The following is a 13,038-nucleotide window of genomic DNA, read 5'->3' as shown; positions in this document are numbered from 1 at the left end:
AGCCGCAGGGAAGATTTTCATCACCAGCACCGGCCACCCATCAAAGCGGGGTAAGACACTCCGGCGCATCCAGCTTCGGGTCGTTGACGAAATTCGCCAAGGCCCTTTCGCGCAGTGGCGCAGGCGGGCTGGCCAGCAGTTCGTGCAAGCGGGTAACCGGCGTATCCGGATCGAGCCAGGCAGCCTGGCCCGCATCGTCGAGGATCAGCGGCCGGCGCTGGTTCAGGGCCGCCTGGGTCACCACCGCGCAACTCAGCCACACCTGGTCCTGCACGGGGTAGGCTTCCCATATGGCCGCAAAGTACAACGAGGCGCCCTCCCCCGGCGTCAGCCAATAAGGACGCTTGCGTACCGTGCCCCGCCACTCGTAAAAGCCGTTGGCCGGCATCAGGCAGCGGCGCTGGCGAAACGCCTCACGGAACATCGGTTGCTCGGCCAGGGTTTCGGCGCGGGCATGAGCGGGGGTGCGGGACAGGTCGGTGAGCCACGCCGGGGTCAGCCCCCAACGCGCCATGGCCAGTTGCTGCTGGCCGTCAAGCTGGCGCTGGATCAGCACCGATGCCCCAGGTGCAATATTCCATTGGGCCGGCTGGCCCGCGGGGAACCCCGGCAGGCTGGCAAGGGCCTGGGGCCAGCGAAACAGGGCGTAACGTCCACACATGAGCGAATTCAGAACCTAGCAGATCAAGGTACCGGGGATACTCTCCGGTTCGTCGCCAAACAGTGGCTGGGCTTCATTGTACGCATCGATCAGCTGCCGTGCGTACTCGGCCTGCTCATCGGCGACCGCAAGCCCTAGCAACCCTTGCATGGGCAGCTCGCCGACTGCACCGATCAGGTCACGGCCCACCACCTGCACCGCGATGCCTTCACTGGCGAGCATCCCGGCCAGCATTTCGGCTTCAAGCAGGTTCTCCGGTTCGTAGATCCGCCGCATCATTCGTTCTCGCCGTAGACATCCAGCATCCATTCCTCGCCATGCACCTGCAGCACGAAACGAATCGGCCTGCAGCACACCTGGCAGTCCTCGATGTACTCCTGATCGCCACCGGACAGGTCCACCGTGGTTTCGACCTCTTCGCCGCAATAAGGGCAATCGTAGAACGCAGTTTCGAGCATCGCGGCCTCCGGGGTGACTTATGCGTATAATTGTCGGTCTGTTTACGGGGCCCGTGTGCGTCCGAGCCGTTTTTCGGAGCCTGCCCCTGTTTATTACCCTAGCCGTTTCCAACAAGAGAGCATGATGGGCGAATTCGATGCCATCCGACCCTACGACGACGCTGAGGTACCTGCGGTTCTGGCCCGCCTGCTCAGCGACCCGGCATTCCTCGATATCCTCACCCACTTCCGCTTCCCGCGGGCAGCCGGGGCTTTCGGCTGGCTGCTCAAACCGCTGATCGCCCGCCGCCTGCGCAAGGAATTCGCCGGTGTGACCTGCGTTTCCACCCTGCAGGACAAGGTCGAGTACTACGTTGACCAGACCATCGACCGCGCCACCGACGGCGTCACCTATTCCGGTGTGGAGCAGTTGAAGGCAGGTACGGCCTACCTGTTCCTGGCCAACCACCGCGACATCGTGATGGACCCGGCCTTCGTCAACTATGCGGTGTACCACGCCGGCCTGCCCACGCCGCGCATCGCCATTGGCGACAACCTGCTGCAAAAGCCGTTCGTCAGCGACATGATGCGCCTGAACAAGAGTTTCATCGTGCACCGTTCGATCAGCGGGCTCCGTGAAAAGCTGGCGGCTTATCAGCTGCTCTCGGCCTACATCAACCACTCGATCCGCAACGACGCCACCTCGATCTGGATCGCCCAGGCCGAGGGCCGCGCCAAGGACGGTGACGACCGCACCGACTCGGCGATCCTCAAGATGTTCCACATGAGCCGCAAGGACGAGGCGTTTGGCGCCGTCATCCAGAGCCTGAACCTGACGCCGGTGTCGATCAGCTACGAGTACGACCCGTGCGACCAGGCCAAAGCCCGCGAGCTGTATATCCGCGCTACCACTGGCAGCTACCAGAAGGCCCCAGGGGAGGACGACAACAGCATCGCCAAGGGCATCACCGGCTACAAGGGCCGGGTGCACATCAACTTCGCGCCACCGGTGACCGAGTACTACGAGGATACCAAGCAGCTGGCCGCGGAGATCGACCGCCAGATCCTGGCTGGCTACCGGTTGTTCCCGGTGCATTACCTGGCCTACGCAATGTGGGAGGGTAAGGACGAAGCCCTGCAGGTACCTGGCGCCGAACAGATGTTCCCGGCCGACGAACTGGCCAAGGCCAAGGAAGAATGGCAACGTCGGCTGGCGGCCTGCCCTGAAGAGCAGCGGCCGTACCTGGTATTGCAGTATGCGACACCGGTGCGCAACCAGTACCAGGTCAGGCAGCAGGCGCCGGTTGCCTGACCGATTGCGGGGCTGCCTTGCAGCCCCGCAATCTCAAACCCAGGTGCTGAACCAGGACAGCAGCAGCGCCATGGCCAGGCAAGCGAAGCCCAGAATGTAGAAGTACTTGGGCACGCGCAGGTCGAAGGCATCCACTACCCCCTCCTCAAGCGCCAGGCTCTCGCGGGTTTCGGCCGCGCGCCGCCTAGCGCTTTGCAGCAGCAACCCGCCCGGGCAGGTCAGCAGCAGCGCCAGCACATTGATCAACTTGGTGGGATGGGCGGCCAGAAAACCCCAAAGCACTTGCAAGGACATCACGCAACCTCGGTGTAAGCGACGGCAAAGGCCCGCATTCTACGCAAATCACCCTCCGCTGCCCGGCATTGGCGACAAACTGTCATTTAATTTCATCTGTCATCGGCTCGTCATCTGGGCAGGCCACCCTGTCGACCTTCCCATGAGCCGGAGCTACTTCATGCTGCACGCCGAAAACCAGGACCGCCTTTACCTCGTTGCCCAAAGCGAGGAGCAACAGGCGCTGATCGATGGTTTTGCCATCAATGTGCAAGACCGCCAGTGGCTGGTCTACTGCGCGCTGGGCGGGCATGTGCATGCAGACCTGCCGGAGGTGGACGCCGGCACTGGCTTCAGCCTGCTGGATTTCCACATAGAGGCGGCGTGAACCTGCGCCGGCCAGCGCACCCGCAAGCGCTGGCGAGGCACAAAAAACCCGCTGCCTGACGACCAGGCAGCGGGTTTTCAGCAGCGCCGAGGGCTTACTGGGCCAGGATCTGGCCAATGCTCGGGTCTTTGAACATGCGGGTCAGCGCATCGCTCAGAACGTCGCCTACCAACTGGGTGTTGGTGTCCTGGTTCGGTGCCATGCCGAAGCGCTGGTCGAGCGACGCACCGTAACGGCCGCTGTAGCTGCGGCCGCCATTCTTCACGTCGGCACGGAAGGTGGCACCGATCGTGGCTTCGGTCACGTAAAGGTTGTCTTTGGGCGACTGGTACTTCAGCTCGGCCAGGGTCACGGTCAACTGCGGCGCGTTGTAGGCGTTGGCCGTAGGCGTGAAGCCGAGCAGGCGCACAGCCGCTTCAGCCTGGGCCTGCAGCTTGGGCACCACGTCGTTGCCACTGACGCTGATGGTGCTGGTTTCAGGGTACATGCCACCACGGGTACCCAGCGACTGCGATGGGCGACCGTCAACCACCCGGACCACCACCGGCTGGCCATGACCGACCGGCGCGAGTTGAGCCTTGAGCGTGGGTTGCGGGTTGAGTTGTTGCGGGCTGTGGGCACAACCGACCAGGCTGAGGCTGGCCACGGCAAGCAAACCGAACAACAGACGTTGCAACATGCGCGTTTCTCCAGAAAATGCGGCTAAGGCGCACAGTATACCCAGCCCCGCATCGGCCAGTCATCGGTCCCAGCCCGCTTGTGACAATGCTTTCATGCACTGCCCGGGCCTGTACTTTGCGCCTGTGCAAGCCGGCATTGGCAGCCGCGCATGCGCCTGGCCTGACAAACGCTGCAATAAAAACCACGAATGGCGACATTTCTGCCCGCGACATCGTTATAATCTCCCCCCGATTATAAGGACGTCTCCTGATCGGGCCCCGCACTCGCCGATTGACCCCGGCAACTTCAACGCTTCGCCCACAGAGAGCCTTCCACTCAGGTCTTGCATCGGCTGTCGTGCCTGCTTTTCCGGCCCTTCACGCTGCATGAACCTGCGGGTTGCCATCGCGCAGTCCCTTTTTGAGGTTCACGTCTCCAAAAGAGCGTGAAAAAACGGTTTTCACAACTTCACAAGAGTGTGGCGAGCAAATGAACAGTCTGGCATGTGTAAAAGCGGCAGATGTGTCCCGAACAGCCCTGAACAGGCGGCAAATGCGCTCATCCTTCATGAGTGCCTGACCCGCTCCATAACGCACGCACGACACCTTGACCATAAGTCGAATTGCCGCAGCACTGGCAAACGGCGTTCAATACCTGAACCCGAAGACTGGTTGGCGGTGTCCGCGGAAGTTGCAAGAACTGCGAAAAGCCGGACATGGCGACCCTGGCAACCCCAGGTCCTATGCTGTCAATTAGGTAGCTGTAGATTGTGGAGACGCGTTAAATGGCGCAGAACGAATCGGTTGATGTGGTATTGGTAGGCGCGGGCATCATGAGTGCCACCCTGGCCGTACTGCTCAAGGAGCTTGACCCGACCCTGAAGCTTGAGGTCGTCGAGGCGATGGACTCCGGAGCCGCGGAAAGCTCCAACCCCTGGAACAACGCAGGCACCGGCCATGCCGGCCTGTGCGAGCTGAACTACACGCCGCAGGCCGCCGATGGCAGCATCGACATCAAGAAGGCCGTGCACATCAACACCCAGTTCGAGGTTTCGCGCCAGTTCTGGGCCTACCTGAGCAAGAAGGACAACTTCGGCTCGGCGCGTGCGTTCATCAACCCTGTCCCGCACCTGAGCTACGTCGAGGGTGACAAGGGTGTTGCCTTCCTCAAGAAGCGCTTCGAGCTGCTCAAGCAGCACCATGCCTTCTCCGAGATGGAGTACACCGAAGACAAGGCCGTGATGAACGACTGGATGCCGCTGATGATGCCTGGCCGCCCTGCCGACCAGCACATCGCCGCGACCCGCGTTGCCAAAGGCACCGACGTCAACTTCGGCGCCCTGACCCTGAAGCTGCTGAAGCTGCTGGGTGACGCGCCGCACGCGCAGGTCAAATACAGCAAGAAGGTCGTCGGCCTGCGCCGTAACGGCAGCGGCTGGACCGTCAGCATCAAGGACGTCAACAGCGGCGGCAGCCGTGAAGTGGACGCCCGCTTCGTGTTCCTGGGCGCCGGCGGCGCGGCCCTGCCGCTGCTGCAGATGTCCGGCATCCCGGAGAGCAAAGGTTTTGGCGGCTTCCCGGTCAGCGGCCAGTGGCTGCGCTGCGACAACCCGGAAATCGTCAAGCAGCACCAGGCCAAGGTTTACAGCCAGGCCGCCGTGGGGGCGCCACCGATGTCGGTACCGCACCTGGACACCCGGGTTGTAGACGGCAAGACTTCGCTGCTGTTCGGCCCTTATGCCGGCTTTACCACCAAGTTCCTGAAGCACGGTTCGCTGATGGACCTGCCGCTGTCGGTGCGCATGGGCAATATCGGCCCGATGCTGGCCGTGGCCCGCGACAACATGGACCTGACCAAGTACCTGGTCAGCGAAGTGATGCAGTCGATGGAACAGCGCCTGGAAGCCCTGCGGCGCTTCTACCCGCAGGCCAAGGCCGAAGACTGGCGCCTGGAAGTCGCAGGTCAGCGCGTGCAGATCATCAAGAAAGACCCGAAGAAAGGCGGCGTGCTGCAATTCGGCACCGAGCTGGTCTCGGCGCAGGACGGCAGCCTGGCTGCACTGCTCGGCGCCTCGCCAGGTGCTTCGGTGACCGTTTCGATCATGCTGGAACTGATCGAGCGTTGCTTCCCTGAGCAGGCCAAAGGGGCCTGGGCCGAAAAACTCAAGGAAATCTTCCCCGCACGCGAGAAGACCCTGGCGACCGATGCGGCCCTGTACCGCAAGATCAGTGCAGATAACGACGCGGCACTGGACCTGGTGGAAAGCAGCCCGGCAGCCAAGCATTACGCCTGATTGGCCCGGTAACGAAACAACGCCCTTCGGGGTAATGCCAGTCAGTGACGTAATTGGGGGCCGCTTTGCGGCCCTTCGCGGGCACGCCCGCTCCCACAGGAGTCGCGCATTTCTTGAGTGCAGCGCCAAACGTGTTGGAGCGGGCGCGCCCGCGAAGGGCTGCAAAGCAGCCCCAATAACGCTTAAAGGACAGGCATCGCCCTTCGGGGCGTTTTTTTTGCCGGCGTGTTGGTCAGCCTGGGCCGCGAGGAAGCGGCACAGGCCAACGATCAACCACGGGCCTGGGCGATGATCTCGATGTACTCCTGCGCATTGCGCTGGTCGGCGATCTGCTCGACGAAGGTTTTGCCGTGTTCGTCCTTGCCATCCAGGTCCAGGCCGGCTTCGACGAAGAACCCGACAAAACGCTGGAAGTCGTCCACACGCAGGCCGCGGTAGGCTTTCACCAGTTTGTGCAGCGAGGGTGAGGTGACGCCATCGGCCGGCTCGAACTGAAGGAACGACTTGATGTAGTCGTCGCTGATTTCGTCACCGATTACCTGTTTCTTGTCTTTACGCATTGCCGGCTCCATCTGGACCATCACGGAATTTCGAAGGCCGGCAGTTTACCCCCCGCAGGCCGCGCGCCTCAACGCGTACGTACGGTGCCCGTGTGCAGGTCGGCCCAGATATGGCCGTTGCCATAGGTGAGGAACTGCACATACAGCGTTTCGTTGCGCAGCAGGTCCATGATCACCCGGTAGTCGCTGAGGGGGTAATTCAGGCTCAAGGTGCGGGTCTTGTCGTCGTACACCGGTTTCTTGAGGCTCTTGGCGGCCTCACCGTCGAATGTCAGCAGCACCTGGGCAATGGTCGCCCCCTTGCTCAGCGGCTTGCCCTTCAGGCGCACTTGCAGCGACGAGGTGATCGGGATCGGCTGCTGGTCGGACTGCCGCTGGGCACCGACTACCACCGAGTAGTCGGTCACTTGCAGCAACTGCTGGCTGGTGGGTGCTTCCTGACGCAGGGCCAGGTCGTCCGGGGGCAGGAACTGGCTGTGCAGCGGTGCAGCGGCCAGCGGCAGGCTGATGGCCACCAGAAGGGGGAGAAACGCACGCATGTGAGGCTCCTTGTATGAAGCCGCACTCTAGCACGTGGACGTTTTTACAGGCCCTTGACGGCGAAGATGCCGTTGGCGTTGCGCCAGTACCCTTTGTAGTCCATGCCATAGCCGAAGATGTAGCGGTCAATGCAGGGCAGGCCCACGTAGTTGGCCTTGAGGTCCGGGCTGGCTTTGCGGTCGTGGTCCTTGTCGATCAGCACGGCGGTGTACACCGAGCGCGCGCCGGCGTGCTTGCAGAACTCGATGATGGCACTGAGGGTATGGCCTTCATCGAGGATGTCGTCGACGATCAGCACGTCGCGGTCGATGAACGACACCTCGGGCTTGGCCTTCCAGAACAGCTCGCCGCCACTGGTCTGGTTGCGGTAGCGCGTGGCGTGCAGGTAGGAAGCTTCCAGCGGGAACTGCAGGTGGGTCAGCAGTTTGCCGGAGAAGATCAGGCCACCGTTCATCACGCAGAACACCACAGGGTTCTTGTCGTGCAGGTCCTTGCAGATTTGCTCGCCCACCTTGGCGATGGCCGCTTCGACCTCAGCTTCGGTGTACAGGCAGTCAGCTTCACGCATGACTTGACGGATATGCTCGAGATCGGCGGACATGGCGCGCTCCGGGGGATTTTGGAAAAGCGGGCAAAGGTACGCATCCGCTCGTCACAGATCAAGCGTTTATGGACTAACGTGCAGAATGACCAGACGACAGCGCAGGCTGAATAGATTAATCTAGCGCGGTTTTTTTGCCCGCCTTTCGGAGCCCCCCTATGCCCACTCGTGAGATCCGCCACCCGCTGATCCGCCACAAGCTCGGCCTGATGCGCCGTGCCGATATCAGCACCAAGAATTTTCGCGAACTCGCCCAGGAAGTCGGCGCTCTTCTGACTTATGAAGCCACCCAGGACCTGCCGCTCGAAACCTACGAGATCGACGGCTGGTGTGGCAAGGTCGCGGTAGAGAAAATCGCCGGCAAGAAGATCACCGTAGTGCCCATTCTGCGTGCCGGCATCGGCATGCTCGACGGCGTACTCAGCCTGATCCCGGGTGCCAAGGTGAGCGCGGTCGGTGTTGCCCGCAACGAAGAGACCCTCGAAGCCCATACGTACCTGGAAAAGCTCGCCCCGGACATCAACCAGCGCCTGGCATTGATCATCGACCCCATGCTGGCAACCGGCGGCTCGATGGTTGCCACCATCGACCTGTTGAAGAAGGCTGGCTGCAAAGAGATTCGCGCCATGGTCCTGGTCGCGGCACCAGAAGGCATCGACGTGGTGGAAAAAGCTCACCCCGATGTACAGATCTACACCGCCTCGGTCGACCAGCGCCTGAACGAGCACGGCTATATCGTGCCGGGCCTCGGCGATGCCGGTGACAAGATCTTCGGCACCAAGCAAAAGGACGCCTGAACATGCAGGACGGCTTCAACGACCCGCTCTGGCGCCAGGTCGTTTCGGGCGCGCAGATGCTCTTCGTGGCATTCGGTGCGCTGGTACTGATGCCACTGATCACCGGCCTGGACCCGAACGTCGCGCTGTTCACCGCGGGTATCGGTACCTTGCTGTTCCAGTTGGTCACCGGCCGTCAGGTCCCGGTGTTCCTGGCTTCCAGCTTCGCCTTCATCACCCCGATCATTCTCGCCAAAGGTCAATTCGGCCTGGCCGAGACCATGGGCGGCGTGATGGCCGCAGGTTTCGTGTATACCTTCATGGGCCTGATGGTGAAAATCAAAGGCACCGGTTTCATCGACCGCATGCTGCCGCCCGTGGTGATCGGGCCGGTGATCATCTCCATCGGCCTGGCCATGGCGCCGATTGCCGCCAACATGGCGATGGGCAAGGCTGGCGACGGCAGCGTGCTGCTGCCGTACAAGACAGCCATGCTGATCTCCATGCCGGCGCTGCTGACCACACTGATCGTCGCTGTGTTTGGCAAAGGCATCTTCCGCCTGGTGCCGATCATCGCTGGCGTGCTGGTGGGTTTTGCCCTGTCATTTGCCTTTGGCGTGGTCGACACGGCCAGAATTGCCGCTGCCCCCTGGCTGGAAATGCCCAACTTCACGGCGCCAGCGTTCAACTGGCAGGCCATTCTGTTCATCGTTCCAGTAGCCCTGGCACCTGCGATCGAGCACATTGGCGGGGTTATCGCGGTTGGCAGCGTAACCGGCCGTGACTACCTGAAGAAGCCCGGCCTGCACCGCACCCTGCTGGGTGACGGCCTGGCCACCACCGCCGCCGGCCTGTTCGGCGGCCCGCCCAACACCACCTACGCCGAAGTGACCGGTGCGGTGATGCTGACCAAGAACTACAACCCGAAGATCATGACCTGGGCGGCGGTATTCGCCATTACCCTGGCGTTCATCGGCAAGTTCGGCGCGCTGCTGCAGAGTATTCCGGTGCCGGTGATGGGCGGTATCCTGTGCCTGCTGTTCGGCTCGATCGCCGCGGTAGGCTTGAACACCATGATCCGCCACAAGGTCGACCTGGCCGAAGCGCGCAACCTGGTGATCGTGTCGGTGACCCTGGTGTTCGGTATTGGCGGGGTACTGATCGGCAGCGGTGATGGCCCGGATGACTGGGGCCTGAAGGGGATTGCACTGTGTGCCATCGTGGCGATTGCCCTGAACCTGATCTTGCCTGGCAATGACGGCTGGAAGCACAAGAAGCTCGAGGATCAGCAGCCTTGAGCCACCCTTGACCTGAGCGCCCACAGGGCAGCAAAACACCCTGTGGGAGCGGGTTCACCCGCGAAAAGGCCGGTTCACTCAGGCCTTTTCACACATGTCCGCCAACACCCTCACCCACTGCGGGTGGTCGTTCAAGCACGGCACCAGCACCAGCTCCCGCCCGCCGGCCTCGACAAACTGCTCACTGCCGCGCATGCCGATTTCTTCCAGCGTTTCGATGCAGTCGGCCACGAATGCCGGGCACATCACCAGCAACTTCTTGACCCCCGCCTTGGCCAGCTCGTCCAGGCGTGTTTCGGTGTACGGTTCGATCCACTTGTCACGCCCCAGCCGCGACTGGAAACTCACCGACCACTTGCCGTCGGGTATACCCAACTGCGCCGCAAACGCTTTGGCGGTCGCCAGGCACTGACCCCGGTAACACACCGCGCGCACCTCGGCGCTGGCATCTTTGCAGCAGTCGGCTGCACGCAGATCATGCTTGCCGCGCGGGTACAGCTTTTTCAGGTGCCGCTCCGGCAGCCCATGAAAACTCAGCAACAGGTGGTCGTAATCCTGTGCCAGGTAAGGTTCGGCGCTGGCCGCCAGTGCCTGGATATACGCGGGGTGCTCGTAGAACGGCTGCAGCACCCGCATTTGCAACGGCAACTGGCGCTCTTGGATGGTCTGTTTCGCCAACTCCACGACCGTGGTCACCGTACTGTCCGCGAACTGTGGATACAACGGCGCCAGGGTAACCCTGCGCACGCCCTGCGCTGCCAGACGCGCCAACACATCCTCCAGCGCCGGCTGGCCGTAACGCATGGCTATTTCAACCGGCCCATGCGGCCAATGCTCGACCATGGCAGCCTGCAGGCGGCGGGTCAGCACCACCAACGGCGAGCCCTCTTCCCACCAGATGGACGCATAGGCATGGGCCGACTGCTCCGGTCGCTTGATCAGGACCAACGACACCAGCAGCCGCCGCAGTGGCCAAGGCAGGTCCACCACGTACGGGTCCATCAGAAACTGGTTGAGGTAGCGGCGTACATCGGCCACCGAAGTGGAGGCCGGGGAACCCAGGTTGACCAGCAGCAGGGCGTGATCAGTCATGCAGCGTCCTATGTCAGAGGCGGCTGGACAGGTCGTCCAGGGCCGATTGCAGATCATTGAAGCGGAAGGCGAAGCCCGCCTCCAGCAAACGTACCGGGCGCGCACGCTGGCCGCCCAACAGCAAAGTCGACAGCTCGCCCAAGCCGGCCTTGAGCAGCAGTGCCGGCACCGGCAATAGCGCCGGCCGATGCAGCGCACGGCCCAGCCGCCTGGCGAACTCGCGGTTGCGCACGGGCGCTGGAGCGCAGGCATTATAAGGACCGCTGGCGTCCTTATGCTGCAAGAGAAAATCAATCAGGGCGACCTGGTCGTCTATATGGATCCACGGCATCCACTGCCGACCGTTGCCCAACGGCCCACCCAGCCCCAGCTTGAAAGGGATGCGCAAGCGCGACAAAAAGCCGCCATCGCTGGCCAGCACCAGCCCAGTACGCACCAGCACCACACGGATGCCCTGGGCCTGCGAGCGCTGGGCTGTTTCTTCCCAGGCTATACACAACTGGCTGGCGAAATCTTCCCGCACCGGGGGCGAGGCCTCGGTCAGTTCGCGCTCACCGCCGTCTCCGTACCAGCCCACCGCTGACCCGGACAGCAACACCTCAGGGCGCTGTTCGCGGGTACCCAGCCAAGCCAGCAGCTGCTCGGTCAGGGCAATGCGGCTAGCCCACAACAGGTTGCGCCGGGCGGCCGTCCAGGGCCGTTCGGCAATCGGCGCCCCCGCCAGGTTGACCACTGCATCGAGCTGATCGTCTGCCTCCAGTTGCTCAAGCCTGGCGATGCCCCGCACCCCGGCGCCGCAGAGTTTTGCCACCTCCTGTGGCCGCCGGCTCCAGACTGTCAGCCGGTGACCCTGGCTGAGCCAGTACTGGCACAGGTGCTTGCCAATCAACCCGGTACCGCCTGTCAGCAATATATGCATGCCTGTGTCCTCGCAGATTGCAGCGGTGGTCTATTTTTAACATCAAGGCACTTTTTTGACCCGACGCTCTCGGATAAACATAGGCCAACCTGTCCGGCAAAGCGGAATTACCTTATACAATATTTTTGCTTTGTACAGGTTTTCCTGACAGCGTAGTCTGCTCATAGCAAGGTTTGAAGAGGCCATCATGACAGTACCTATTGCCATCATTGGTGCCGGTATCGCCGGCTTGTCTGCCGCCCAGGCTTTGCAGAAGGCCGGGCAGTCGGTGCACTTGTTCGATAAAGGTAAGGGCAGCGGCGGGCGCATGGCCAGCAAGCGCAGCGAGGCCGGCGCCCTCGACCTTGGCGCGCAGTATTTCACTGCCCGCGACCGACGCTTTGTCGAGCAGGTCCAGCAATGGGTGGCCGCAGGCTGGGCAGAACAGTGGAAACCCCAGCTGTACAACTACCGCGACGGCACCCTCAGCCCCTCCCCCGACGAGCAGACACGCTGGGTAGGCGTGCCGCGCATGAGCGCGATCACCCGCGGCCTGCTCAAGGACGTGACGGTGAACTTCGACTGCCGCATTGCCGAGGTGTTTCGCGGCAAGCAGTACTGGCACCTGCAGGATACCGACGGCTGCAGCCACGGCCCCTTCAGCCGCGTGGTAATTGCCGTGCCGGCGCCCCAGGCGACACCGCTGCTGGCCGCCACGCCCAAGTTGGCCGCCGTGGCGGCCGGCGTGCAGATGGAACCCACCTGGGCCGTGGCCCTGGCATTCCAGGCCCCGCTGGATACACCGATGCAAGGCTGCTTCGTGCAGGACAGCGCCCTCGATTGGCTGGCACGCAACCGCAGCAAGCCTGGCCGTGACGAGCAGCCCGATACCTGGATATTGCACGCAACGGCAGACTGGAGCCGGCAGCATATCGACCTGCCCAGAGAGGCAGTGATCGAGCATCTGTACGGCGAATTCGCCGAACTGATCGGCTGCGTGGTGCCCGCGCCTGCTTTCTCCCTGGCCCACCGCTGGCTGTATGCCCGCCCGAGCAGCAACCATGAGTGGGGCGCCCTGGCCGATGCCGACCAGGGCTTGTATGCATGCGGCGACTGGTGCTTGTCGGGGCGTGTAGAAGGCGCCTGGCTTAGCGGCCAGGAAGCAGCACGGCGACTGCTCGAACATTTGGACTGATTTCACCTTATACAAAAAAACTGGTTTGCATAACTTCCGCACTGTGCTGGAATA

Annotated in this window: 16 protein-coding genes; 6 read left to right on the top strand and 10 right to left on the bottom strand. The window is 62.4% G+C overall.

The genetic code is table 11. The features are described from left to right. Positions 1–40 precede the first annotated feature (40 nt). The 3 genes from L1P09_RS03645 to L1P09_RS03635 are packed head-to-tail and all read right to left on the bottom strand — an operon-like array spanning position 41 to position 1,119. On the bottom strand, positions 41–661 hold the full coding sequence (locus L1P09_RS03645) for an SOS response-associated peptidase (protein ID WP_054903936.1): 621 nt from the start codon (positions 659–661) through the stop codon (positions 41–43). Between the two features lie 15 nt (positions 662–676). After that, entirely contained in the window at positions 677–937 is a 261-nt protein-coding gene (locus L1P09_RS03640; RefSeq protein WP_235768940.1) for a putative signal transducing protein, read from the bottom strand. Next, positions 937–1,119, bottom strand: a complete 183-nt coding sequence (locus L1P09_RS03635; protein ID WP_009682943.1) for a CPXCG motif-containing cysteine-rich protein — start codon at positions 1,117–1,119, stop codon at positions 937–939. Before L1P09_RS03635 ends, L1P09_RS03640 begins: the two co-directional genes overlap by 1 nt. Before the next feature lie 124 nt (positions 1,120–1,243). On the opposite strand from L1P09_RS03635, the gene L1P09_RS03630 reads away from it, so the two are divergent. Beyond that, the gene (locus L1P09_RS03630; protein ID WP_235768503.1) at positions 1,244–2,410 is read left to right on the top strand and encodes a 1-acyl-sn-glycerol-3-phosphate acyltransferase; all 1,167 of its coding nucleotides are present in this window, start codon (positions 1,244–1,246) and stop codon (positions 2,408–2,410) included. A 33-nt stretch (positions 2,411–2,443) separates the two neighbouring features. Here the strand turns inward: L1P09_RS03630 and L1P09_RS03625 are convergent, their stop codons facing one another. Continuing rightward, positions 2,444–2,704, bottom strand: a complete 261-nt coding sequence (locus L1P09_RS03625; protein ID WP_054903934.1) for a hypothetical protein — start codon at positions 2,702–2,704, stop codon at positions 2,444–2,446. A gap of 160 nt (positions 2,705–2,864) precedes the next feature. Here L1P09_RS03625 and L1P09_RS03620 point away from each other — a divergent pair, with 160 nt between their 5' ends. Next, complete coding sequence (locus tag L1P09_RS03620) at positions 2,865–3,071, top strand: hypothetical protein (protein ID WP_009682946.1); 207 nt, start codon at positions 2,865–2,867, stop codon at positions 3,069–3,071. Positions 3,072–3,165: 94 nt separating this feature from the next. On the opposite strand, the gene L1P09_RS03615 is transcribed toward L1P09_RS03620, so the two are convergent. Then, positions 3,166–3,750 (bottom strand): YajG family lipoprotein, encoded by a 585-nt coding sequence (locus tag L1P09_RS03615; RefSeq protein WP_029886852.1) that lies wholly within the window; start codon positions 3,748–3,750, stop codon positions 3,166–3,168. A 765-nt stretch (positions 3,751–4,515) separates the two neighbouring features. On the opposite strand from L1P09_RS03615, the gene mqo reads away from it, so the two are divergent. Beyond that, the gene (mqo, locus tag L1P09_RS03610; protein WP_064314333.1) at positions 4,516–6,024 is read left to right on the top strand and encodes a malate dehydrogenase (quinone); all 1,509 of its coding nucleotides are present in this window, start codon (positions 4,516–4,518) and stop codon (positions 6,022–6,024) included. A gap of 269 nt (positions 6,025–6,293) precedes the next feature. On the opposite strand, the gene L1P09_RS03605 is transcribed toward mqo, so the two are convergent. The 3 genes from L1P09_RS03605 to L1P09_RS03595 form a co-directional block, all read right to left on the bottom strand. Then, on the bottom strand, positions 6,294–6,584 hold the full coding sequence (locus L1P09_RS03605; RefSeq protein WP_009682950.1) for a PA4642 family protein: 291 nt from the start codon (positions 6,582–6,584) through the stop codon (positions 6,294–6,296). A 68-nt stretch (positions 6,585–6,652) separates the two neighbouring features. Beyond that, a complete protein-coding gene (locus L1P09_RS03600; protein WP_054903932.1) occupies positions 6,653–7,123 on the bottom strand; it encodes a hypothetical protein in 471 nt (156 codons plus the stop codon). Positions 7,124–7,167: 44 nt separating this feature from the next. Continuing rightward, complete coding sequence (locus L1P09_RS03595; protein ID WP_009682952.1) at positions 7,168–7,725, bottom strand: hypoxanthine-guanine phosphoribosyltransferase; 558 nt, start codon at positions 7,723–7,725, stop codon at positions 7,168–7,170. A gap of 158 nt (positions 7,726–7,883) precedes the next feature. On the opposite strand from L1P09_RS03595, the gene upp reads away from it, so the two are divergent. Both upp and L1P09_RS03585 read left to right on the top strand, forming a co-directional pair. Then, a complete protein-coding gene (gene upp, locus L1P09_RS03590) occupies positions 7,884–8,522 on the top strand; it encodes a uracil phosphoribosyltransferase (RefSeq protein WP_235768502.1) in 639 nt (212 codons plus the stop codon). 2 nt (positions 8,523–8,524) lie between these two features. Continuing rightward, positions 8,525–9,799 carry a uracil-xanthine permease family protein gene (locus L1P09_RS03585; RefSeq protein ID WP_009682954.1) on the top strand — a complete coding sequence of 425 codons (1,275 nt, stop codon included), beginning with the start codon at positions 8,525–8,527 and terminating at the stop codon, positions 9,797–9,799. A gap of 78 nt (positions 9,800–9,877) precedes the next feature. Here the strand turns inward: L1P09_RS03585 and hemH are convergent, their stop codons facing one another. Then, positions 9,878–10,891: a ferrochelatase gene (gene hemH, locus L1P09_RS03580; RefSeq protein ID WP_235768501.1), complete on the bottom strand. Its 1,014-nt coding sequence runs from the start codon at positions 10,889–10,891 to the stop codon at positions 9,878–9,880. A 13-nt stretch (positions 10,892–10,904) separates the two neighbouring features. Beyond that, a complete protein-coding gene (locus tag L1P09_RS03575; protein ID WP_064314335.1) occupies positions 10,905–11,810 on the bottom strand; it encodes a TIGR01777 family oxidoreductase in 906 nt (301 codons plus the stop codon). 187 nt (positions 11,811–11,997) lie between these two features. Between L1P09_RS03575 and L1P09_RS03570 the strand changes: the two genes are divergently transcribed. Then, the gene (locus tag L1P09_RS03570) at positions 11,998–12,984 is read left to right on the top strand and encodes an NAD(P)/FAD-dependent oxidoreductase (RefSeq protein ID WP_009682957.1); all 987 of its coding nucleotides are present in this window, start codon (positions 11,998–12,000) and stop codon (positions 12,982–12,984) included. Positions 12,985–13,038 lie beyond the last annotated feature (54 nt).

This window comes from Pseudomonas juntendi, assembly GCF_021560075.1.
GTDB classification, from domain to species: Bacteria; Pseudomonadota; Gammaproteobacteria; order Pseudomonadales; family Pseudomonadaceae; genus Aquipseudomonas; species Aquipseudomonas juntendi.
The sequence above is the reverse complement of the archived record's forward strand: the minus strand, read 5'-3'. Positions and strand labels throughout refer to the sequence as shown.

Coding starts and splice junctions, on each gene's coding strand:
- L1P09_RS03645 (WP_054903936.1), bottom strand. CDS start 661: ATGTGTGGACGTTACGCCCTGTTTCGCTGGCCCCAGGCCCTTGCCAGC.
- L1P09_RS03640 (WP_235768940.1), bottom strand. CDS start 937: ATGCGGCGGATCTACGAACCGGAGAACCTGCTTGAAGCCGAAATGCTG.
- L1P09_RS03635 (WP_009682943.1), bottom strand. CDS start 1,119: ATGCTCGAAACTGCGTTCTACGATTGCCCTTATTGCGGCGAAGAGGTC.
- L1P09_RS03630 (WP_235768503.1), top strand. CDS start 1,244: ATGGGCGAATTCGATGCCATCCGACCCTACGACGACGCTGAGGTACCT.
- L1P09_RS03625 (WP_054903934.1), bottom strand. CDS start 2,704: ATGTCCTTGCAAGTGCTTTGGGGTTTTCTGGCCGCCCATCCCACCAAG.
- L1P09_RS03620 (WP_009682946.1), top strand. CDS start 2,865: ATGCTGCACGCCGAAAACCAGGACCGCCTTTACCTCGTTGCCCAAAGC.
- L1P09_RS03615 (WP_029886852.1), bottom strand. CDS start 3,750: ATGTTGCAACGTCTGTTGTTCGGTTTGCTTGCCGTGGCCAGCCTCAGC.
- mqo (WP_064314333.1), top strand. CDS start 4,516: ATGGCGCAGAACGAATCGGTTGATGTGGTATTGGTAGGCGCGGGCATC.
- L1P09_RS03605 (WP_009682950.1), bottom strand. CDS start 6,584: ATGCGTAAAGACAAGAAACAGGTAATCGGTGACGAAATCAGCGACGAC.
- L1P09_RS03600 (WP_054903932.1), bottom strand. CDS start 7,123: ATGCGTGCGTTTCTCCCCCTTCTGGTGGCCATCAGCCTGCCGCTGGCC.
- L1P09_RS03595 (WP_009682952.1), bottom strand. CDS start 7,725: ATGTCCGCCGATCTCGAGCATATCCGTCAAGTCATGCGTGAAGCTGAC.
- upp (WP_235768502.1), top strand. CDS start 7,884: ATGCCCACTCGTGAGATCCGCCACCCGCTGATCCGCCACAAGCTCGGC.
- L1P09_RS03585 (WP_009682954.1), top strand. CDS start 8,525: ATGCAGGACGGCTTCAACGACCCGCTCTGGCGCCAGGTCGTTTCGGGC.
- hemH (WP_235768501.1), bottom strand. CDS start 10,891: ATGACTGATCACGCCCTGCTGCTGGTCAACCTGGGTTCCCCGGCCTCC.
- L1P09_RS03575 (WP_064314335.1), bottom strand. CDS start 11,810: ATGCATATATTGCTGACAGGCGGTACCGGGTTGATTGGCAAGCACCTG.
- L1P09_RS03570 (WP_009682957.1), top strand. CDS start 11,998: ATGACAGTACCTATTGCCATCATTGGTGCCGGTATCGCCGGCTTGTCT.